19 protein-coding genes and 1 pseudogene are annotated in these 20341 nt (G+C 51.3%); 10 read left to right on the top strand and 10 right to left on the bottom strand.

What is annotated here, in order from left to right:
• Window positions 1-3 precede the first annotated feature (3 nt).
• Window positions 4-1461: an NADH-quinone oxidoreductase subunit NuoN gene (gene nuoN, locus ACJHWK_RS00795; protein WP_000156701.1), complete on the top strand. Its 1458-nt coding sequence runs from the start codon at window positions 4-6 to the stop codon at window positions 1459-1461.
• Window positions 1462-1527: 66 nt separating this feature from the next.
• Here the strand turns inward: nuoN and ACJHWK_RS00790 are convergent, their stop codons facing one another.
• From ACJHWK_RS00790 to rbn, 4 genes and pseudogenes are all read right to left on the bottom strand, one after another.
• Window positions 1528-2031: a YfbM family protein gene (locus ACJHWK_RS00790; RefSeq protein ID WP_000525365.1), complete on the bottom strand. Its 504-nt coding sequence runs from the start codon at window positions 2029-2031 to the stop codon at window positions 1528-1530.
• A 102-nt stretch (window positions 2032-2133) separates the two neighbouring features.
• A complete protein-coding gene (locus ACJHWK_RS00785) occupies window positions 2134-3105 on the bottom strand; it encodes a M28 family metallopeptidase (protein ID WP_001520918.1) in 972 nt (323 codons plus the stop codon).
• Between the two features lie 380 nt (window positions 3106-3485).
• Window positions 3486-4696: pseudogene (locus tag ACJHWK_RS00780) on the bottom strand (ElaD/SseL family deubiquitinase).
• Window positions 4697-4883: 187 nt separating this feature from the next.
• Window positions 4884-5801, bottom strand: coding sequence for a ribonuclease BN (gene rbn, locus ACJHWK_RS00775; RefSeq protein WP_001520915.1), 918 nt, complete (start codon window positions 5799-5801; stop codon window positions 4884-4886).
• A 64-nt stretch (window positions 5802-5865) separates the two neighbouring features.
• Between rbn and ACJHWK_RS00770 the strand changes: the two genes are divergently transcribed.
• The 9 genes from ACJHWK_RS00770 to pmrD all read left to right on the top strand — a co-directional run bounded on the left by ACJHWK_RS00770 (window position 5866) and on the right by pmrD (window position 14137).
• Complete coding sequence (locus ACJHWK_RS00770) at window positions 5866-6327, top strand: GNAT family N-acetyltransferase (RefSeq protein WP_000574084.1); 462 nt, start codon at window positions 5866-5868, stop codon at window positions 6325-6327.
• A gap of 54 nt (window positions 6328-6381) precedes the next feature.
• Window positions 6382-6687, top strand: a complete 306-nt coding sequence (gene elaB, locus ACJHWK_RS00765; protein ID WP_000070621.1) for a stress response protein ElaB — start codon at window positions 6382-6384, stop codon at window positions 6685-6687.
• Between the two features lie 78 nt (window positions 6688-6765).
• Window positions 6766-8061, top strand: coding sequence for an isochorismate synthase MenF (gene menF, locus ACJHWK_RS00760; RefSeq protein WP_001520912.1), 1296 nt, complete (start codon window positions 6766-6768; stop codon window positions 8059-8061).
• Between the two features lie 88 nt (window positions 8062-8149).
• Window positions 8150-9820 (top strand): 2-succinyl-5-enolpyruvyl-6-hydroxy-3-cyclohexene-1-carboxylic-acid synthase, encoded by a 1671-nt coding sequence (gene menD / locus ACJHWK_RS00755; protein ID WP_001520910.1) that lies wholly within the window; start codon window positions 8150-8152, stop codon window positions 9818-9820.
• Window positions 9817-10575: a 2-succinyl-6-hydroxy-2,4-cyclohexadiene-1-carboxylate synthase gene (gene menH, locus ACJHWK_RS00750; RefSeq protein ID WP_000600541.1), complete on the top strand. Its 759-nt coding sequence runs from the start codon at window positions 9817-9819 to the stop codon at window positions 10573-10575. Before menD ends, menH begins: the two co-directional genes overlap by 4 nt.
• A gap of 14 nt (window positions 10576-10589) precedes the next feature.
• Window positions 10590-11447, top strand: coding sequence for a 1,4-dihydroxy-2-naphthoyl-CoA synthase (menB, locus tag ACJHWK_RS00745; protein WP_000639989.1), 858 nt, complete (start codon window positions 10590-10592; stop codon window positions 11445-11447).
• Entirely contained in the window at window positions 11447-12409 is a 963-nt protein-coding gene (gene menC / locus ACJHWK_RS00740) for an o-succinylbenzoate synthase (RefSeq protein WP_001520909.1), read from the top strand. Before menB ends, menC begins: the two co-directional genes overlap by 1 nt.
• Window positions 12406-13761 carry an o-succinylbenzoate--CoA ligase gene (gene menE, locus ACJHWK_RS00735; RefSeq protein WP_170886227.1) on the top strand — a complete coding sequence of 452 codons (1356 nt, stop codon included), beginning with the start codon at window positions 12406-12408 and terminating at the stop codon, window positions 13759-13761. The genes menC and menE overlap by 4 nt, the downstream gene beginning before the upstream one ends.
• 109 nt (window positions 13762-13870) lie before the next feature.
• Entirely contained in the window at window positions 13871-14137 is a 267-nt protein-coding gene (gene pmrD / locus ACJHWK_RS00730; RefSeq protein ID WP_001389849.1) for a signal transduction protein PmrD, read from the top strand.
• Here the strand turns inward: pmrD and arnF are convergent.
• Genes arnF through arnC form a run of 6 tightly spaced genes read right to left on the bottom strand, consistent with a single transcriptional unit; the run spans window position 14131 to window position 20338 of the window.
• Window positions 14131-14517, bottom strand: a complete 387-nt coding sequence (gene arnF / locus ACJHWK_RS00725; protein WP_000523864.1) for a 4-amino-4-deoxy-L-arabinose-phosphoundecaprenol flippase subunit ArnF — start codon at window positions 14515-14517, stop codon at window positions 14131-14133. The genes pmrD and arnF overlap by 7 nt on opposite strands.
• Entirely contained in the window at window positions 14517-14852 is a 336-nt protein-coding gene (gene arnE, locus ACJHWK_RS00720) for a 4-amino-4-deoxy-L-arabinose-phosphoundecaprenol flippase subunit ArnE (protein WP_000638031.1), read from the bottom strand. Before arnE ends, arnF begins: the two co-directional genes overlap by 1 nt.
• The gene (gene arnT / locus ACJHWK_RS00715) at window positions 14849-16501 is read right to left on the bottom strand and encodes a lipid IV(A) 4-amino-4-deoxy-L-arabinosyltransferase (protein ID WP_001520905.1); all 1653 of its coding nucleotides are present in this window, start codon (window positions 16499-16501) and stop codon (window positions 14849-14851) included. Before arnT ends, arnE begins: the two co-directional genes overlap by 4 nt.
• Window positions 16501-17391: a 4-deoxy-4-formamido-L-arabinose-phosphoundecaprenol deformylase gene (gene arnD, locus ACJHWK_RS00710; RefSeq protein ID WP_001520904.1), complete on the bottom strand. Its 891-nt coding sequence runs from the start codon at window positions 17389-17391 to the stop codon at window positions 16501-16503. The genes arnT and arnD overlap by 1 nt, the downstream gene beginning before the upstream one ends.
• On the bottom strand, window positions 17388-19370 hold the full coding sequence (arnA, locus tag ACJHWK_RS00705; RefSeq protein WP_001551384.1) for a bifunctional UDP-4-amino-4-deoxy-L-arabinose formyltransferase/UDP-glucuronic acid oxidase ArnA: 1983 nt from the start codon (window positions 19368-19370) through the stop codon (window positions 17388-17390). Before arnA ends, arnD begins: the two co-directional genes overlap by 4 nt.
• Complete coding sequence (gene arnC, locus ACJHWK_RS00700; RefSeq protein ID WP_000461642.1) at window positions 19370-20338, bottom strand: undecaprenyl-phosphate 4-deoxy-4-formamido-L-arabinose transferase; 969 nt, start codon at window positions 20336-20338, stop codon at window positions 19370-19372. The genes arnA and arnC overlap by 1 nt, the downstream gene beginning before the upstream one ends.
• Between the last annotated feature and the right edge of the window lie 3 nt (window positions 20339-20341).

Genomic DNA, 20341 nt, shown 5'->3' with positions numbered 1-20341 from the left:
GCCATGACAATAACTCCACAAAACCTGATCGCACTGCTACCGTTGCTGATCGTCGGCTTGACGGTGGTGGTTGTGATGCTCTCCATTGCGTGGCGACGCAATCATTTCCTCAACGCTACGCTCTCGGTTATTGGGCTTAACGCGGCGCTGGTTTCGCTCTGGTTTGTCGGCCAGGCGGGCGCTATGGACGTTACGCCGCTGATGCGCGTTGATGGTTTCGCCATGCTTTACACCGGGCTGGTATTGTTGGCGAGCCTCGCCACCTGTACTTTCGCCTACCCGTGGCTTGAAGGCTATAACGACAACAAGGATGAGTTCTACCTGTTGGTGTTAATTGCCGCGCTGGGCGGGATCCTGCTGGCGAATGCCAACCATCTGGCGTCTCTGTTCCTCGGTATCGAACTGATCTCTTTGCCGCTGTTTGGCCTGGTCGGTTACGCTTTCCGCCAGAAACGTTCGCTGGAAGCCAGTATCAAATACACCATTCTCTCTGCCGCAGCGTCTTCTTTCCTGCTGTTTGGTATGGCGCTGGTGTATGCGCAGTCTGGCGACCTGTCGTTTGTCGCGCTGGGTAAAAACCTCGGCGACGGTATGCTCAACGAGCCGCTGTTGCTGGCAGGTTTCGGACTGATGATTGTTGGCCTCGGCTTCAAACTCTCTCTGGTGCCGTTCCACCTGTGGACGCCAGACGTATACCAGGGCGCGCCTGCGCCGGTTTCCACTTTCCTGGCGACGGCGAGCAAAATCGCTATCTTCGGCGTGGTGATGCGTCTGTTCCTCTACGCACCGGTGGGTGACAGCGAAGCGATTCGCGTGGTGCTGGCGATTATCGCCTTTGCCTCTATCATCTTCGGTAACCTGATGGCGTTGAGCCAGACCAATATCAAACGTCTGCTCGGTTACTCATCTATCTCTCACCTCGGCTATCTGCTGGTGGCGCTGATTGCGCTGCAAACCGGCGAGATGTCGATGGAAGCGGTAGGGGTTTACCTGGCCGGTTATCTGTTCAGCAGCCTTGGCGCGTTCGGCGTGGTCAGCCTGATGTCCAGCCCGTATCGTGGCCCGGATGCTGATTCCCTGTTCTCTTACCGCGGACTGTTCTGGCATCGTCCGATCCTCGCGGCGGTGATGACGGTGATGATGCTGTCTCTGGCCGGTATCCCGATGACGCTGGGCTTTATTGGTAAGTTCTACGTGCTGGCGGTCGGTGTCCAGGCGCACTTGTGGTGGCTGGTGGGTGCCGTGGTTGTCGGTTCGGCAATCGGCCTCTACTACTACCTGCGCGTGGCGGTGAGCTTATACCTGCACGCCCCGGAACAACCGGGTCGCGATGCACCATCAAACTGGCAGTACAGCGCGGGTGGTATCGTGGTGCTGATCTCTGCACTGTTGGTACTGGTGCTGGGTGTATGGCCACAACCGCTGATTAGCATTGTGCGGTTAGCCATGCCGCTGATGTAAGCTGTCAGTTTGTAAGTCAGAAAGCCGCCGACATGTTCGGCGGTTTTTTTTGGTGCCCTGACACCATCACCCAACAATAACCGTCAGCGCATGATTCCCTTGTCGCAGCATACGTCGATACGCACTAATCAGCTTTTCCATATCAAGCATGATCGAAGCAAAGAGTTGCCCCTCTAACTCTTCTGAAAAAGTCACACCAGGGTAAATCTCCATTTCATTGAGTCGTTTAATGGAAAACTGTTTACGCAGCTCACTTCGATCCAGTGATTCCAGGCGATCGATTGTCGCGGCTAACTCCTGATTCCAGGTCAATCCCAGGAAGCCATCTATGCCATCTTCGAGGCTGTGTTCACCAAGCACGGCACGACTCAGCGGATCATTCTTCGCGGGATCAAAAGCAGAGGTGCCTGTCAGGCCAAAATGTAAAAAATCCCAGCGTTTATCAATATCCAGTCGGCGTAATCCTGAAAGCGTGTCATGAATATTGTCCATTAAGGGTTTTTCAGTAGACTCAAGCAGTTGGTTAATCTTTTCTGAGTCAATTTCTGCAAAATAGCCAATCATTCCCATTTTATTTTCCTCCGTTGAATTTCATGTTTCGCATCTTAAAACAGACGAGGGAAAATAAAATGTACATGTCGCTTTTTCTGGACCCGCCTCGAGAAATTTTTATTATTTACTGTTGTATAACAAAGTTATAACCCCATCCACTACCTGAGCCATTTTCTGATAATTCAATCTGTCTGCGGTATCACCGGGCAAGTGGTATTGTTTATTACGATAAAAAGCGGTGTCGGTAATCATTACGGCGGGAATATCGTGTTGCCAATAATTAAGGTGATCAGAGAAATCAATACCGGGAATAAACCCTGGGGCATTCATAGAATAAACAGATAAATCCTGAGATGACAACAATGCCGCTTTTAGCTGACGAACGGCGTTGATATCCTGCATTCTGCCTACCACGGCAATAAAGTCTCCCCGATCGGGATAAAGCCAGGACATTGCCGGGTAAGGGTAATTCTGACTACCAGGCGCAGAGTCGTAATAGCCAATCATCTCCAGCGCTATCATTAATCTCACTGGACGCTCAAGCGAAGCTGCATGTACCGCGCTCCCCATTTCATCGCTACGAAAGAAGGGCGGTTCTTCCGACGCATAGGCGACCAGCTGCACGCCAGTTTTCGGTACTTGCTGCTGTAACAAACGTGCCAGTTCGAGTAATCCTGCCACGCCGCTGGCGTTATCATCCGCGCCCGGCGTATAGGTCAATTGATCGTTTTCATAACTGCTGGCAGAGTCATAGTGCGCACCAATAATAATCAGCGGTCCATCGGCAGGACCATAATCAGCAACAATGTTTTTGTAGGGGCCACCCGTAATGGGGACGTCCTGCGCGGTAACTCTGGCACCGCTACTGACAAAGACCTCTTTTATATACTCTGCGGACCTTTTCAGATTATCAATATTGTCGGCACTACGGGGATGCACAGTTTGTGTAAGATAACGAACTGTTTTTTCTAATTGCTCAGGACTTGCGTGTCGGGGCGTTGGCGGTAATGCATTGACCCAGGGTTGGTAAAAAATAATAAAAGGAAGTGATAGTAGTAATGATATAAAACAAAGAGGTGTTATTTTTTTCATATGTAAATTATCAATAAAAGGCGTTATTTCATTATTATTTATAATGAGCTGTGAGTGTTTATTTTATTACGGTTGGTAGAGATATACAAAAAGTGTTTTTTTTACAGTGAGTTCGCTATATTAAAAAGGAATTCATATGAGGAAAAAATATAATTATGTTATTTATTGGCAGATTGAATTGAAATCTTAGGGTAAGAAAAATCAGCAACTACAATCCACTACATCAACAGACCAGCAATCGCGTGCCGCGATACGCTGGAAATACCCGCAGATTGAACTGGCGGGTGGTGTGACTGACATCAGTCAGTGATGACTTTTTAGCAAACTATGTTCGACCAGTCAGCATATTTGCTGACTGGTCGAATTAATTAACAATGATGTTAACTTACTCTTTTGCCTGATGCTCTATTTTGGGGTTGTGAGTGTTTTATTTCTAAGTCTCTATAATAATCATTGATATTTGCATCGCCATATTTATCTAAATAACAATTTCTGTTTACCTGTCGATGTTGAAAATCAATTTCGTACTGCTCTTCTGCTGAATATTTTTTAAATCTGTCAGCATAGTTTTTTAATAACGTATAGAGGGCGCTGTCGGAATTGCTTTCCCTTTGTTCAATCACTTCCTGGGCTGCCATGCACACAAATGCACCGCAACTTTGGCTTAAGTATTGCTGAAGATCGGCATGTAAAAATATTATCTCGGGTTCAGTTAAATGATCTGTTATATTATTATTCGACATTTCTCCCATGAGTTCAGAATTAAAACTATTAATGATACGCTTAAGTGAATTTTCTTTTTCATGGCCTAGTGCACGTAATGAGTTGAATATGATGCATTTTATTTGTTGTGTGTTATTTTTTTCATTAACTATTTTTTGTAGCGAAACTAATATCCAGTGTCCGCCAGTATTTATGGGGAATAACTGGACTGCTTTCGGCCATAATGGATCGCTCCTAATATTATCATTGAGAGCGACTTCCAGGTAAGTGCTGTTGGAATTGGGGAGGTAGAAATCAGTAGGATAATTGACTTGAGTATTTTTTGCATTTGCGGCTATCTTTTTAAGATAGCAAGCTATTTCATCTGTGGTTAATTGACGATTTTTATCCCAGAAGTTTGTCCCATCGCTCAGTTCATTATTCTTATCATTTAAAAGTACCTTTGAAAGCGACTGTTTTTCTGATATAAGAGGAATGTCCTCACCGATAATTGTCATTAATTTCGAAGGGGAGAATAGTTTTTTGAACAGGAGATCATCTGAATCATGTGATTTGAGGGGGGGGTGGTTGCGGTATGTGCCAAATTATATAATTTTAAACAGGCATTTTTAATAAGTCGGATAATCGATAGGGTCTCATTTGTTGGGTTTCTAACAATATGGTAAAGAATATCTTCAGCTTTTTTCCCAAATTCATCATAACCTAACGCAATGTTATGCAGTAACTCAATACTTTCTTCATCCCCGGATAACGCTGTTTTTTTTAAAGACTGCAGTAATTCCTCGGTCACAGTAAATTTTTCTGCAAATGTCTGACAGAGTTGGGTTTGAGATAATTGACAATAATTGCTGACAACTGTAACCATCATAGGCTCCTTTTAGTTGCAAAGGTTGTGCTGAATGAAGATAAAAAGAGGCAACTTATTGCTCTGAATATAGTGCGTGAGGAGATGAATAAATATCAAAAATCGCTCAATATTCCCGTGTGGGTGGATATATGTAGCGCGGGTTGCGATAACAGGGCAAGTTTCGCCCTGTTTTTAGTAGTAAGCAGAGTTAAACGTTAAACACGGTGAAATCATTCGCCAGTTCAGTCGCCGGGAAAATTGACCGACATTCACGTAACAGGTGCTGACAACCTTTGTCATCATAGCGCGAGCTGACGTGGGTAATGATTAGCTTACCGACTCCAGCCTCACGGGCTAGTGTCGCAGCCTGGCGTGTAGAGCTATGGCCGCGACTATTGGCTTTGGCTTCCATGGTTATATCCAGCGTCGCTTCGTGCACCATGACATCGACACCTTTAGCCAGGTCAAGTGCGGCATCGCAGGGGCCGGTATCGCCGAAAATAGCGAGCGCTTTACCTGGCACTGGAGCGGCTAAGTAATCTGCGCCGTTAATCTGCCTTCCGTCTTCCAGCGTGATTGTTTTGCCCGCTTTTAATGCCTGAAACAGTGGGCCAGGCGGCACGCCAGCAGCTTTTAATGCCTGGGCATTTAATGCACCCGGTTTATCATGTTCTTCAATACGATAGCCATAACATTCCAGTGGGTGTTCCATCGGATAAGCGGTCACTTTGCGCAGGCCATCATCGAGAATTTCGCCAGCGCCAATTTCGACAATTTCCAGCGGATAATCGGTCCATGAGCCGCTAATCCGCAGCGCAGTCTCCACAAATTCACGGATACCTTGCGGACCATAAATCGTTAAGGGTTGGATAATGCCTGACATAGAACGACTGCACAGCAAGCCGGGTAAACCAAAGAGATGATCGCCATGAAGGTGGCTGATAAAAATCTTATCCAGTTTTCCAGGGTTAAAGGCGGTATGCAGTAGCTGATGCTGGGTGCCTTCACCGCAGTCAAACAACCAAAGACCGCTCTGGGTCGGATGTTGCAGGTTAAGCAATATTGCCGTGACATTGCGCGTACGGGTTGGCACACCGGCTGAAGTACCTAAAAAAATTAATTCCATGAGTTCATCACGTTTCAAAAAATATTCCGGCTAGTATAAGGCATACATCTAAAAGGAGAGCATTATGATTGAATGGCAAGATCTGCATCACTCTGAATTATCGGTTTCCCAGCTTTATGCCTTATTACAACTGCGTTGCGCGGTGTTTGTTGTTGAGCAGAATTGCCCTTATCAGGATATCGATGGTGATGATTTGACGGGGGATAATCGCCATATTCTCGGTTGGAAAAATGATGAACTGGTGGCGTATGCGAGGATTCTGAAAAGTGATGATGATCTTGAGCCGGTCGTTATTGGTCGGGTGATTGTTAGTGAAGCGTTGCGTGGCGAAAAAGTGGGGCAGCAGCTGATGAATAAAACACTCGAAACATGTACGCGTCACTGGCCTGATAAACCTGTTTACCTCGGGGCGCAGGCGCATCTGCAAAACTTCTACCAGAGTTTTGGCTTTATCCCTGTGACGGAGGTCTATGAAGAAGATGGTATCCCACACATTGGGATGGCACGCGAGGTAATTCAGGCGTAATCAATAACCCTTGTCTATAGTTAGTGACAGGTTTTACGCAAATGGAGAACGAGAATGTCTAATCAGTTTGGTGATACACGTATCGATGATGACCTGACGCTGCTTAGTGAAACACTGGAAGAGGTGCTCCGCTCCTCTGGCGATCCCGCCGATCAGAAATATGTTGAGCTGAAAGCGCGTGCAGAAAAAGCGCTGGATGATGTGAAAAAACGGGTTAGCCAGGCTTCAGACAGTTATTACTATCGGGCGAAGCAGGCTGTTTATCGTGCTGATGACTACGTCCACGAAAAACCCTGGCAAGGAATTGGTGTGGGCGCGGCCGTTGGGCTGGTACTAGGACTGTTGCTGGCACGCCGTTAAAACCTCCCTACACCGGGGTACTGCATTTTTTTTGTAGTACCCCGTATAATGTGAGGCTTTTAACAGGGAGAGGTCCGCGTGCAATCACTTACTACGGCGCTGGAAAATCTACTGCGCCATTTGTCGCAAGAGATTCCGGCGACACCCGGCATTCGGGTTATCGATATTCCTTTCCCTCTCAAAGACGCTTTTGATGCCTTGAGCTGGCTGGCCAGTCAGCAAACGTATCCGCAATTCTACTGGCAACAACGTAATGGTGATGAAGAAGCTGCCGTCCTGGGTGCGATTACCCGTTTTACGTCGTTGGACCAGGCACAACGTTTTCTTCGCCAGCACCCGGAACACGCCGACTTACGCATCTGGGGGCTGAATGCGTTTGACCCGTCGCAGGGTAATTTACTTTTACCACGCCTCGAATGGCGACGCTGTGGCGGTAAAGCCACGCTGAGGGTGACGCTATTCAGCGAAAGCTCCCTTCAGCACGATGCAATCAAGGCAAAAGAATTTATCGCCAAACTGGTGAGTATCAAGCCCTTGCCTGGGTTACATTTAACCACCACGCGAGAACAACACTGGCCGGACAAAACGGGCTGGACGCAATTAATCGAACTGGCAACGAAAACCATCGCCGAAGGTGAGCTCGACAAAGTGGTGCTTGCTCGGGCAACTGACCTGCATTTCGCAAGTCCGGTCAATGCGGCAGCGATGATGGCTGCCAGTCGTCGGCTCAATCTGAATTGCTACCATTTTTACATGGCCTTTGATGGCGAAAATGCTTTTCTTGGTTCTTCACCGGAACGGTTATGGCGGCGGCGTGACAAAGCGCTGCGTACCGAAGCGCTGGCGGGAACGGTAGCAAATCATCCTGATGATAAGCAGGCGCAGCAGTTAGGTGAGTGGCTGATGGCGGATGATAAAAACCAGCGCGAGAACATGTTGGTGGTGGAGGATATCTGCCAACGATTGCAGGCCGATACCCTGACGCTGGATGTTTTACCGCCGCAGGTACTGCGTCTGCGTAAAGTGCAGCATCTTCGCCGCTGTATCTGGACTGCACTCAACAAAGCGGATGATGTGATCTGTTTACATCAGTTGCAGCCAACGGCAGCAGTTGCTGGCTTACCGCGCGATCTGGCGCGACAGTTTATCGCCCGTCACGAACCGTTCACCCGAGAATGGTACGCCGGTTCTGCGGGCTATCTCTCTTTACAACAAAGCGAATTCTGCGTTTCCCTGCGCTCAGCAAAAATTAGCGGCAATGTCGTGCGACTATATGCTGGCGCGGGCATTGTCCGTGGTTCCGACCCCGAGCAAGAGTGGCAGGAAATCGACAACAAAGCGGCAGGGCTGCGTACTTTATTACAAATGGAATAGTAATGAGTCGCATCATTACCGATTCATATCAATAATCTATTTTTGTAGCTCCTTATACTTAGCCGCAATATTGATACCGGACAAACTCATGTCAGTAAGCGCATTTAACCGACGCTGGGCGGCGGTCATTCTGGAAGCATTAACGCGTCACGGCGTCAGACACATCTGTATCGCCCCTGGCTCGCGTTCTACACCGTTAACGTTAGCGGCGGCGGAGAATTCCGCATTCATTCACCACACCCATTTCGATGAGCGTGGACTGGGGCATCTGGCGCTGGGGCTGGCGAAAGTCAGCAAGCAGCCGGTGGCTGTGATTGTGACCTCCGGCACGGCGGTAGCAAATCTCTATCCGGCACTGATTGAAGCCGGGTTAACCGGAGAAAAACTGATCCTGTTAACCGCCGATCGCCCGCCGGAGCTAATTGACTGCGGCGCGAATCAGGCGATTCGTCAGCCGGGAATGTTCGCCTCTCACCCCACGCACAGTATTTCACTGCCGCGCCCGACCCAGGATATCCCCGCACGTTGGCTGGTTTCTACCATCGACCACGCTCTCGGTACGCTTCATGCTGGTGGAGTCCATATCAACTGCCCGTTTGCTGAACCGCTGTATGGCGAAATGGACGACACCGGGCTTAGCTGGCAACAGCGTCTGGGCGACTGGTGGCAGGACGACAAACCGTGGTTGCGTGAAGCGCCTCGTCTGGAAAGTGAAAAACAGCGCGACTGGTTCTTCTGGCGACAAAAGCGCGGCGTGGTGGTTGCCGGGCGCATGAGTGCGGAAGAGGGCAAAAAAGTCGCACTGTGGGCGCAAACTCTTGGCTGGCCGCTGATTGGCGATGTGCTGTCGCAAACCGGACAGCCGCTGCCGTGTGCCGATCTCTGGTTAGGCAATGCCAAAGCGACCAGCGAACTGCAACAGGCGCAAATTGTGGTGCAACTGGGAAGCAGCCTGACGGGCAAACGGCTCCTGCAATGGCAGGCAAGCTGTGAACCCGAAGAGTACTGGATTGTTGATGACATTGAAGGGCGACTTGATCCGGCACACCATCGCGGACGTCGCTTAATTGCCAATATTGCCGACTGGCTGGAGCAACATCCGGCAGAAAAACGCCAGCCCTGGTGCGTTGAAATCCCGCGCCTGGCTGAACAGGCAATGCAGGCGGTTATTGCCCGTCGCGATGCGTTTGGCGAAGCGCAACTGGCGCATCGCATCAGCGACTATTTGCCTGAACAGGGGCAATTGTTTGTCGGTAACAGCCTGGTGGTACGTCTGATTGATGCGCTTTCGCAACTTCCGGCAGGTTACCCGGTGTACAGCAACCGAGGTGCCAGCGGTATCGACGGGCTGCTCTCAACTGCTGCTGGCGTTCAGCGGGCCAGTGGCAAACCGACGCTGGCGATTGTGGGCGATCTCTCAGCACTTTACGATCTCAACGCGCTGGCGTTATTACGTCAGGTTTCCGCGCCGCTGGTATTAATTGTGGTGAACAACAATGGCGGGCAAATTTTCTCGCTGTTGCCAACGCCGAAAAACGAGCGCGAGCGTTTCTATCTGATGCCGCAAAACGTCCATTTTGAGCACGCCGCCGCGATGTTCGAGCTGAAATATCATTGTCCGCAAAACTGGCAGGAACTTGAAACGGCACTTGCCGACGCCTGGCGCACGCCGACCACCACGGTAATTGAAATGGTGGTTAACGACACCAATGGTGCGCAAACCCTCCAGCAACTGCTGGCGCAGGTTAGCCATTTATGATCCTGCACGCGCAGGCAAAACACGGTAAACCAGGTTTACCCTGGCTGGTGTTTTTGCACGGTTTTTCCGGCGATTGCCATGAATGGCAAGAAGTGGGCGAGGTGTTTGCCAACTACTCGCGGTTGTATGTTGATCTCCCAGGTCACGGTGGTTCGGCGGCGATTCGCGTCGATGGATTTGATGATGTCACCGGCTTACTGCGCAAAACTCTGGTTAGTTACAACATCCTTAACTTCTGGCTGGTGGGGTACTCGCTTGGCGGACGGGTGGCGATGATGGCGGCTTGTCAGGGGATGCCGGGGCTTTGTGGGGTTATTGTCGAAGGCGGGCACCCTGGGTTGCAAAATGCTGAACAACGCACGGAACGTCAGCGTTCCGATCGCCAATGGGCGCAGCGTTTTCGCACAGAACCGTTAACGGCGGTATTTGCTGACTGGTATCAACAGCCTGTTTTTGCCTCACTCAATGACGAACAACGCCGGGAGCTGGTTGCGCTGCGCAGCAACAATAATGGCGCAACGCTTGCCGCCATGCTGGAGGCGACTTCTCTCGCCGTCCAGCCCGATTTACGTGCTAACCTTAGCGCCCGCACATTTGCGTTTTATTATTTATGTGGTGAACGTGACAGCAAATTCCGCGCCCTGGCGGCGGAACTGGCTGCCGAATGCCATGTCATTCCTCGCGCCGGACATAACGCGCATCGGGAAAATCCCGCTGGCGTAATCGCAAGTCTGGCGCAGATCTTGCGTTTCTGACTAAAGGACACAATATGATTTATCCTGATGAAGCAATGCTTTACGCACCGGTTGAATGGCACGACTGCTCCGAAGGTTTCGAGGACATTCGTTATGAAAAATCTGCCGACGGTATCGCAAAAATCACCATTAATCGTCCGCAGGTGCGCAATGCCTTCCGTCCTCTGACGGTAAAAGAGATGATCCAGGCACTGGCAGATGCGCGTTATGACGACAACATCGGCGTGATCATTCTGACTGGCGCAGGCGATAAAGCGTTCTGCTCCGGTGGTGACCAGAAAGTGCGTGGTGATTACGGCGGCTATAAAGATGATTCCGGCGTACATCACCTGAACGTGCTGGACTTCCAGCGTCAGATTCGTACCTGTCCGAAACCGGTTGTCGCGATGGTGGCTGGCTACTCCATCGGCGGCGGTCACGTTCTGCACATGATGTGCGACCTGACTATCGCGGCTGATAATGCCATCTTCGGCCAGACTGGCCCGAAAGTCGGTTCCTTCGACGGCGGCTGGGGCGCTTCCTACATGGCTCGCATCGTCGGACAGAAAAAAGCGCGTGAAATCTGGTTCCTGTGCCGTCAGTACGACGCGAAACAGGCGCTGGATATGGGCCTTGTGAACACCGTGGTACCGCTGGCGGATCTGGAAAAAGAAACCGTCCGTTGGTGCCGCGAAATGCTGCAAAACAGCCCGATGGCGCTGCGCTGCCTGAAAGCTGCGCTGAACGCCGACTGTGACGGTCAGGCAGGTCTGCAGGAGCTGGCAGGTAACGCCACCATGCTGTTCTATATGACGGAAGAAGGTCAGGAAGGTCGCAACGCTTTCAACCAGAAACGTCAGCCTGATTTCAGCAAATTTAAACGGAATCCGTAATGCGTAGCGCGCAGGTATACCGCTGGCAGATCCCCATGGACGCGGGGGTGGTTCTGCGCGACAGGCGGTTAAAAACCCGCGACGGGCTGTATGTTTGCCTGCGTGAGGGCGAGCGCGAAGGGTGGGGGGAGATCTCCCCACTGCCGGGCTTCAGCCAGGAAACCTGGGAAGAGGCGCAAAGCGTGCTGCTTGCCTGGGTAAATAACTGGCTGGCAGGCGATTGCGAGCTACCGCAGATGCCTTCCGTGGCCTTTGGCGTAAGCTGTGCATTGGCAGAACTGACCGATGCGTTGCCGCAAGCAGCCAACTACCGTGCGGCACCGCTGTGTAATGGCGATCCGGACGATCTGATCCTCAAACTTGCCGATATGCCGGGCGAGAAAGTGGCGAAGGTCAAAGTGGGATTGTACGAAGCGGTGCGCGACGGCATGGTGGTGAATCTGTTGCTGGAGGCAATTCCGGATCTGCATTTGCGTCTTGACGCAAATCGCGCCTGGACGTCGCTGAAAGGTCAGCAGTTTGCCAAATACGTTAACCCGGATTATCGCCACCGCATCGCGTTTCTCGAAGAGCCGTGCAAAACCCGCGATGATTCCCGTGCGTTTGCCCGTGAAACCGGCATTGCCATTGCCTGGGATGAAAGCCTGCGCGAGCCGGATTTTGCCTTTGTGGCTGAAGAGGGCGTGAGCGCGGTAGTTATCAAACCTACGCTCACGGGCAGCCTGGAGAAAGTACGTGAGCAGGTGCAGGCGGCGCACGCGTTGGGGCTGACGGCGGTGATCAGTTCTTCTATTGAGTCGAGCTTAGGCTTAACGCAACTGGCGCGGATTGCCGCCTGGTTAACGCCAGACACCATTCCGGGGCTGGACACGCTGGATCTGATGCAGGCGCAGCAGGTTCGTCGCTGGCCGGGTAGCCCGCTACCGTTAGTGGAAGTTGATGCACTGGAGCGGCTGTTATGATCTTCTCTGACTGGCCGTGGCGTCACTGGCGGCAAGTGCGGGGAGAAGCCATCGCCTTACGTCTTAATGACGAGCAACTTAACTGGCGCGAGCTTTGTGCTCGCGTCGATGAATTAGCCTCCGGCTTTGCGGCGCAGGGCGTTGTTGAGGGCAGCGGCGTGATGTTGCGGGCGTGGAATACGCCGCAAACGCTGCTCGCCTGGCTGGCGTTACTGCAATGCGGGGCGCGGGTGTTGCCCGTGAACCCTCAGCTGCCGCAACCGTTGCTTGAAGAATTGCTGCCCAATCTGACGCTGCAATTTGCGCTGGTGCCGGATGGGGAAAACACGTTTCCGGCGTTAACGTCGCTGCACATTCAGCTGGTTGAAGGCGCACATGCCGCTGCGTGGCAGCCGACGCGTCTGTGCTCAATGACGTTGACCTCCGGCTCTACCGGTTTGCCGAAAGCCGCTGTTCATACTTATCAGGCCCATCTTGCCAGTGCGCAAGGTGTGTTATCGCTGATACCGTTTGGCGAGCACGATGACTGGTTGCTCTCTTTACCGCTGTTTCACGTCTCCGGTCAGGGAATTATGTGGCGCTGGTTATACGCTGGTGCGCGGATGACGGTACGTGATAAACAGCCATTGGAGCAAATGCTGGCAGGCTGTACTCACGCTTCACTGGTGCCAACACAACTCTGGCGTTTGCTGGTTAACCGTAGTTCCGTTTCCCTGAAAGCGGTGCTACTTGGCGGCGCGGCTATCCCGGTCGAGTTGACGGAACAGGCGCACGAGCAGGGGATTCGTTGCTTTTGCGGCTATGGTCTGACCGAGTTTGCCTCCACGGTGTGTGCGAAAGAAGCCGACGGTCTGGCAGACGTTGGTTCGCCGCTGCCGGGTCGGGAAGTGAAAATCGTTAATGATGAAGTGTGGCTGCGGGCTGCCAGTATGGCTGAAGGTTACTGGCGTAACGGGCAACTGGTGGCACTGGTTAATGACGAAGGCTGGTACGCTACGCGCGACCGCGGTGAGCTGCATAATGGCAAGCTGACCATTGTCGGGCGTTTAGACAATCTGTTCTTCAGTGGCGGTGAGGGTATTCAGCCGGAAGAAGTCGAGCGCGTTATTGCTGCACATCCTGCGGTTTTGCAGGTGTTTATCGTCCCCGTTGCCGACAAGGAGTTTGGTCATCGGCCGGTAGCGGTGGTGGAGTATGACCAGCAAACCGTTGATCTTAGTGAATGGGTGAAAGATAAGCTGGCCCGTTTTCAGCAACCGGTGCGTTGGTTAACGCTGCCGCCTGAACTGAAAAACGGCGGCATTAAGATTTCACGTCAGGCGCTAAAAGAGTGGGTGCAACGCCAGGATTAAGAAATCATTAGTTTCACTTCGCAATTTTGCCATTCCATTGCCGTTGATAATAGGTTTATCTGTTAATCTGTAAATTAATGTGAAAATTCTTATCAAGCAGGGTGGTGCAATGGAATGGCTGGTTAAAAAGTCATGCTGTGATAAACAAGATAACAGACATGTACTTAAGCTTTGTGATGCTGGTGGCACGATAAAAATGATCGCCGAAGTGAAGAGTGACTTCGCCGTGAAAGTGGGGGATTTACTCTCGCCTTTGCAGAATGCGCTTTATTGTATTAATCGTGAAAAGCTGCATACGGTGAAAGTCCTCTCGGCAAGCAGTTATAGCCCCGATGAGTGGGAACGGCAGTGTAAAGTGGCAGGGAAAACTCAGTAACGTTGTTTTGTCGTGGGCAGGAAAATCAGCATCAACCCGCTCATAATACAGGCTACTCCCAGTAGTGCTTTCAGCGAAAAAGTCCCTTCCCAGCCGGGAAGTACCATTGAAGCAATCCATACCAGCACATAACTCATACTGAGCAAGGCATAGGCTTTGCTTAGTGCAAGTTTATGTAGTGTTTTATACCAACAAAAAACGGAAAGCAGATAACCCAGCAGCCCGAGTAACAGTATCCGGGCATCCAGGCCAAAAGCTAACAGCGCCGCGATAAAATCCCATAAGTGCGTCATCGGCGGCAGATGACTCGCCGCAAAACCCAGGCTTAATTGCGCAGCGGAGGCGATAATGACGCTGAATAATCCCCACATCAGGCCCATTACACGGTACTCCCGAGGATCACAATGCCACCAATAATGAACGCCACCCCACACCAGTGACGCGGCGATACCGGTTCGTGCCACAGTTTTACTGCAGCCAGCGTCACCCAGACAAAATTCAGACTTAACATCGGGTAGGCAATGCCTACCGGTACGTTCTGCAAGACCAGCAGCCAGAGCACCATGGCAAGACCAAGACAAGCCAGCGCCAGTCCCAGCCACAGCACGATATGTTTGCGCCGTTTGTTTATCGCCACAAAGCAGGTTGCCTGTTTCTGACACAACTGCCCGGCAACGCTAAGCAAGCTGGCAAAGACTAATGTTAGCCAGATCATTTGGGACGATACTGAATCAGCACCAGACGCTCCTGACGATCGATGGCATCTGCGGGCGGAATGGCGAGACTGTTGATATCTTCATTGCGGTCAACCGAAAGCACGAGTGTAATAATCCCCTCCTGACGATGTTGATTAAGCCAGTTTGCGAACTCATCACCGCTGACAAATCTCCCTTTCGCATCCGGATAATTAAGGCCGTATTTCAACTCACCTGTCTGGCGATACATGATGATGTCATCGCGTTGCAGGCTCCATGCCAGACCTGCGGCAACGCCGACGCTATCAGTAAGAATATAGCGGCTTGGCTGAAGTGATTCTTGTGTCATCTCGACAAAAAATTGCGGATGTTTTCCTTCCATGACTCTGTCAGGAATTGAAAATCCTACCAGCAACGCCAGCCCCAGCGGGCAAAGCGCGGCAAAAGACCAGGTCTTTTCGACGTTTGTTAAGGTGTACCAGCCGAAAAATGCCCATAGCGAAAAAATCGACCAGGCACAAAAGACTTTATAGCTCTCGAAGGTTTGCCACACTGGCGTGTTCATTGGTCCCCATGGGGAGACCACAAATGTGGCAATAATGCCAGTGACACCAAAAGCGATGTTAATCCAGCCATTAATCCGCAGCGCCAGAGGATTATTTTTTGCTGCCAGCAAAGCGTAATGCGCCATCAGCATTGCCAGAGGTGCAAAGCAGGAAAGAATATAGGTGGGCAATTTGCCTTTAGCGACGGAGAAAAACAGCAGCGGCATTATCGTCCAGCTCAACAAATAGACGGTTGCGGAATGCTTGCGGTTTTTCCAGCCTGCGTACAGTGCTCCGGGGAGTAATCCCAGCCACGGCAGGCTACCGGCAATGATGACCGGCAAGTAGTACCAGAACGGAGCTCTATGCTGAGCATCATCCATTGCAAAGCGTTGAATATGCTCAACCCAGAAAAAATAGTGCCAGAAGTCAGGCTCCCGCTGCGCTATCGCCAGTCCCCAGGGGAGAACCGTCAGTACGCAACTGATAACCGCCAGCCAGCCGTAAATAAAGAGATCTTTCCAGCGTTTTTGCGATGCAACCCATGGAAGCACGCTTAATACCGGCACGGCAAGGGCGAGAAAACCTTTGGTCATCACCCCCATGCCGCAAGTGATTCCCAGCAGTAAAAATCCCGCGCTTTTGCCTTTCCACGTCTGTGCCTGCATTGCCAGCCAGAAGCTGCACATTCCCGCTACCAGCCAGAATGCAATAAACGGATCGAGCACGGCATAAGTGCCAATGGCATAGACAATAAACAATGAGAGATAAATCACTGCGGCGAGTAGAGCCAGACGTTTATCGCGCCATAAGCGCAGAGTAAACCAGGTCACCAGCGCGGCAGTTAACAGGGTCGCAAAGATAACGCCTGCCCGCACACCAAAGTTATTCGCGCCAAATAGCCATTGCCCAATGCTGTTAATCCAGTATCCGGCAATGGGTTTTTCGAAATAACGTAGCCCTAACAGATGGGGCACAATCCAGTCGCCGGATGCCAGCATTTCCCGACTGATTTCCGCATAACGCGTTTCATCGGGTTGCCATAGCAGACGCGTGCTGATCGGTAACAGGTAATAGCAGGCAATAAACGCGAAGAGGCCGATAAGGTAACGTACCGATTTCATCAACGACTACCCGCAATTTGTTGGCAACCCAGCCAGCCTTCACGTCCGGCAATATTTCCGCGAACAACTTGTCCGAGCGGCAACGTCCCTGATAACAGTTCGCTTAAAGGGCAAAATGTCACGCCTTCCTGGGCTGCCCGTTTCAGGAGATCCACAAAATTATGCTGATAAGCGCAGCCTTCAACTTCTGCATGAATGGTATAAACCGGCATGCCTTTATCTCGCAGGATGCGGTTGAGTAACCAACCGTTAAAATCTTCTGCTTTCACATCCCGACCAATCACTTCATCCCAGGTGGGTAAGGTCACCGGAATTTGCGCAGTGCCAGGGTTTCCTGATTCGAGCAGTGGCCGAAACGGCATGGCCCCACGACAATCGCTGTTGTAGCGCAAATGGAACGCTTCTTTTGCTTCGATCACCTGCTGGTCGGCACGCCAGCCCGCAGCGGCAGAACAGGTTACCGGTTGACCTATGATCTCTTCCAGGGTGCGAAGGCCGCGTGCAATATCGTCGACCAATGTTTGCCGATCCCAGTTACCGCTATGGGCTTGCCAGGCATGGTGATCCCAGGCGTGCAGGCCGACTTCGTGATGTTTAGCTGCTTCACGAATGATATCGGCATTGGCATGACCAATCTCTTTACCCGGCCAGGCCGTACCTGCCAGTAAAATATCCCAGCCATAAAGCGATGCCGCGTTTGAGCGCAGCATCTTCCACAAAAACTGTGGCTTCACCAGTCGCCAGAGATGGCGGCCCATATTGTCCGGGCCGACGCTGAAAAAAATGCTGGCCTGAATATTATGCTTACTCAAGATTTCCAGCAGACGCGGCACGCCTTCACGGGTGCCACGAAAGGTATCGACATCAATGCGTAAGCCGACTTTGGTCATGATGGTTTATCCGTAAGATCCACGGTGCGCAGGAAGAAATCTAGCGTTTCGTCGATGGTTTCATGCATATCAATTTTGGGTTCCCAGTCAAGGCAGCGGCGGGCATTGCGGATGCTCGGTTTACGATGCTCTACGTCCTGATATCCTTTGCCGTAGTAGCTGCTACTTTCGACAACACGAAAGCCCGCAAACGGTGGGAAGTGATGGCGCAGCGGATGTTTTTCGAAGCTCGCCAGCAGCATCTCGCCCAGTTCCTCAATGCTCGCTTCGTTCTCAGGATTGCCAATGTTGATAATTTCGCCGTCGCAGCGATTTCCCGCATTTTCGATAATGCGGTACAACGCCTCGATACCATCCCGGATATCAGTAAAGCAGCGTTTTTGTTTTCCGCCATCAATTAGCTTAATTGGTGAACCTTCTACCAGATTGAGAATGAGTTGCGTAATAGCGCGGGAGCTGCCGATTCGTGCCGCATTAAGGTTATCCAGTCGTGGTCCCATCCAGTTAAACGGGCGGAAGAGGGTAAACTGTAAACCCTCTTTTTCGCCATAGGCCCAGATAACCCGATCAAGTAATTGTTTAGACACCGAATAAATCCAGCGTGGTTTATTCACCGGGCCGACGATTAAATTAGAATGATCCTCATCGAAGTATTTATCGCTACACATCCCATAAACTTCTGAAGTCGACGGGAAGATGATTCGCTTACGGTACTTCACGCAGTAGCGGATAATGCGCAGATTCTCTTCAAAATCGAGTTCAAATACGCGCAGTGGGTTGCGGGTATATTCAATCGGCGTGGCTATCGCCACCAGCGGCAAGACGACATCACATTTTTTGACGTGATACTCAATCCATTCGGAATGAATACTGATATCGCCTTCGACAAAGTGAAAATGCGGATGATTCAGAAAACGGCTTATCGCATCGCTGCCGATATCCAGACCGTAAACTTCATAATGATCTTCGCGCAGCAGGCGTTCTGTCAGATGGTTGCCAATAAAGCCATTCACCCCGAGGATGAGTACCCGGGTACGGCGTCGGGCGGCACAGGCAGGCTGGCTATTCAAGCGTGAACCTTGCACCAGGCCCAGCGTCTGCGCTAATTGCGAGCCCTGCATAGTAATGCCGTCGCCCGCCTGTCCGGTGACGATTTCCAGCGCGCCATCGCCACAGGCAATCAGCAGTGGCGCAACAGAAATCACGCTCCCCGGTTGTGCTGCGGGCGCATGAGAATGCACGCGTGACGACCAGACGGTAAATTTCTGATTACCAACATAGCTGAAGGCACCCGGCCACGGATCGGCAACGGCACGTACCATGTTGTGCAGCACGGATGCCGGTTTATGCCATTCGAGGAAACTGTCTTCCGGTGTTCTGCGACCAAAACAGGTGGCTTCGTTTTCGCGCTGGGCGATTTCCAGAATATTACCGTGTTTAATGGCGGGTAATGTCTGTTCCAGTAGCTGGCGCGCGGCATGGCACAATTTATGATGCAGCGTAATAGCGATATCGTCTGGCGCAATGGCAATGCGCAGTTGCGCCACAATGGCCCCGGCATCGGCACGTTTCACCATTCGGTGCAATGTAACGCCAGTTTCCGTTTCACCGTTCACCAGCACCCAGTTCAGCGGCGCGCGACCACGATATTTTGGTAACAGCGAACCATGCAGATTAAATGCACCTGCGGGAGCGAGCTGCAAAATCTCGTCGCAAATAAGATGGCGATAATAAAAAGAGAAAATCACCTCTGGTGAGAGTTGGGCAATACGTTCCACCCACAGCGGATGATTAACGTTATCCGGCGCATAAACCGGAATGCCTCTTTCCGCCGCCAGACGAGCCACCGAACCATAAAAGGCTTTTTCACCGGGATTATCGGTATGGGTAAAAATGGCGCTAATTTCGTAACCGGCAGACAGCAGGGCTTCAATACCGAGGCATCCCATATCGTGGTAGGCAAAAACGACGGTTTTCATTATTCATTTTCCTTGCTGGATGGACGGATAACTTGCTGAACAAAATAGCGGGGGCGGGCGCGGACATCGGTGTAGATCCTGCCGATATATTCACCGAGCAATCCCATGCCGATAAACTGAGCGCCAATAAAAGTAAACAGCACGGCAAATAGCATAAAGACGCCTTCTGCCGCCCATTGTGGTCCGAAGGTCAGGCGTAAAATCACCAGCAGCACCGCAATGCTAAAACCTCCAATCGCAATAATGCTGCCAAGCAGACTCAGCATACGTAGCGGCGTTGTGGTAAGGCAGGTCACCAGGTCGTACATCAAATTAATCAGGCGCATAAAACTGTATTTGGATTCACCAAACTCACGCTCGGCATGGTGCACTGGAATTTCAATGGCACGGCGGGCGAAGATATTCGCCAGAATCGGGATAAAGGTGCTGCGTTCATGGCAGTGCAACATCGCATCGACAATATGACGGCGATAGGCGCGCAGCATACAACCGTAGTCACCCATCGCTTTGCCGGTGGTGCGCTGAATAAGCCGGTTAATCATCTTCGATGCCGTTTTACGAAACCAGCTGTCCTGGCGGTTCTGACGCACAGTTCCTACCACGTCGTAGCCTTCATCGGCTTTTGCCACCAGGCGGGGGATCTCCTCTGGCGGATTCTGGAGATCGGCATCAAGGGTAATAATTAAGTCGCCAGTAACGTGACTGAATCCCGCCATAATCGCTGAATGTTGCCCGTAATTGCGGTTAAGCAAAATAGACACAATATGGCTGTTCTCCGCTTGTGAGGCTTCGACCAGCATATGTGCGGAATTATCGCTACTGCCGTCATCAATCAGCAGGATCTCATACTCTTTCCCCAGTGATTCACAGGCTTTTGTGGTGCGCCTGATTAATTCCGGTAAGCTTTCCTGCTCGTTATAAACGGGAATAACCACCGAGACTTTCTTAACAGGGTGGATTTCAAACATGGC

The organism is Escherichia sp. WS547 (assembly GCF_046486065.1).
GTDB lineage: Bacteria > Pseudomonadota > Gammaproteobacteria > Enterobacterales > Enterobacteriaceae > Escherichia > Escherichia coli.
This window is presented reverse-complemented; position numbering and strand designations above follow the sequence as displayed.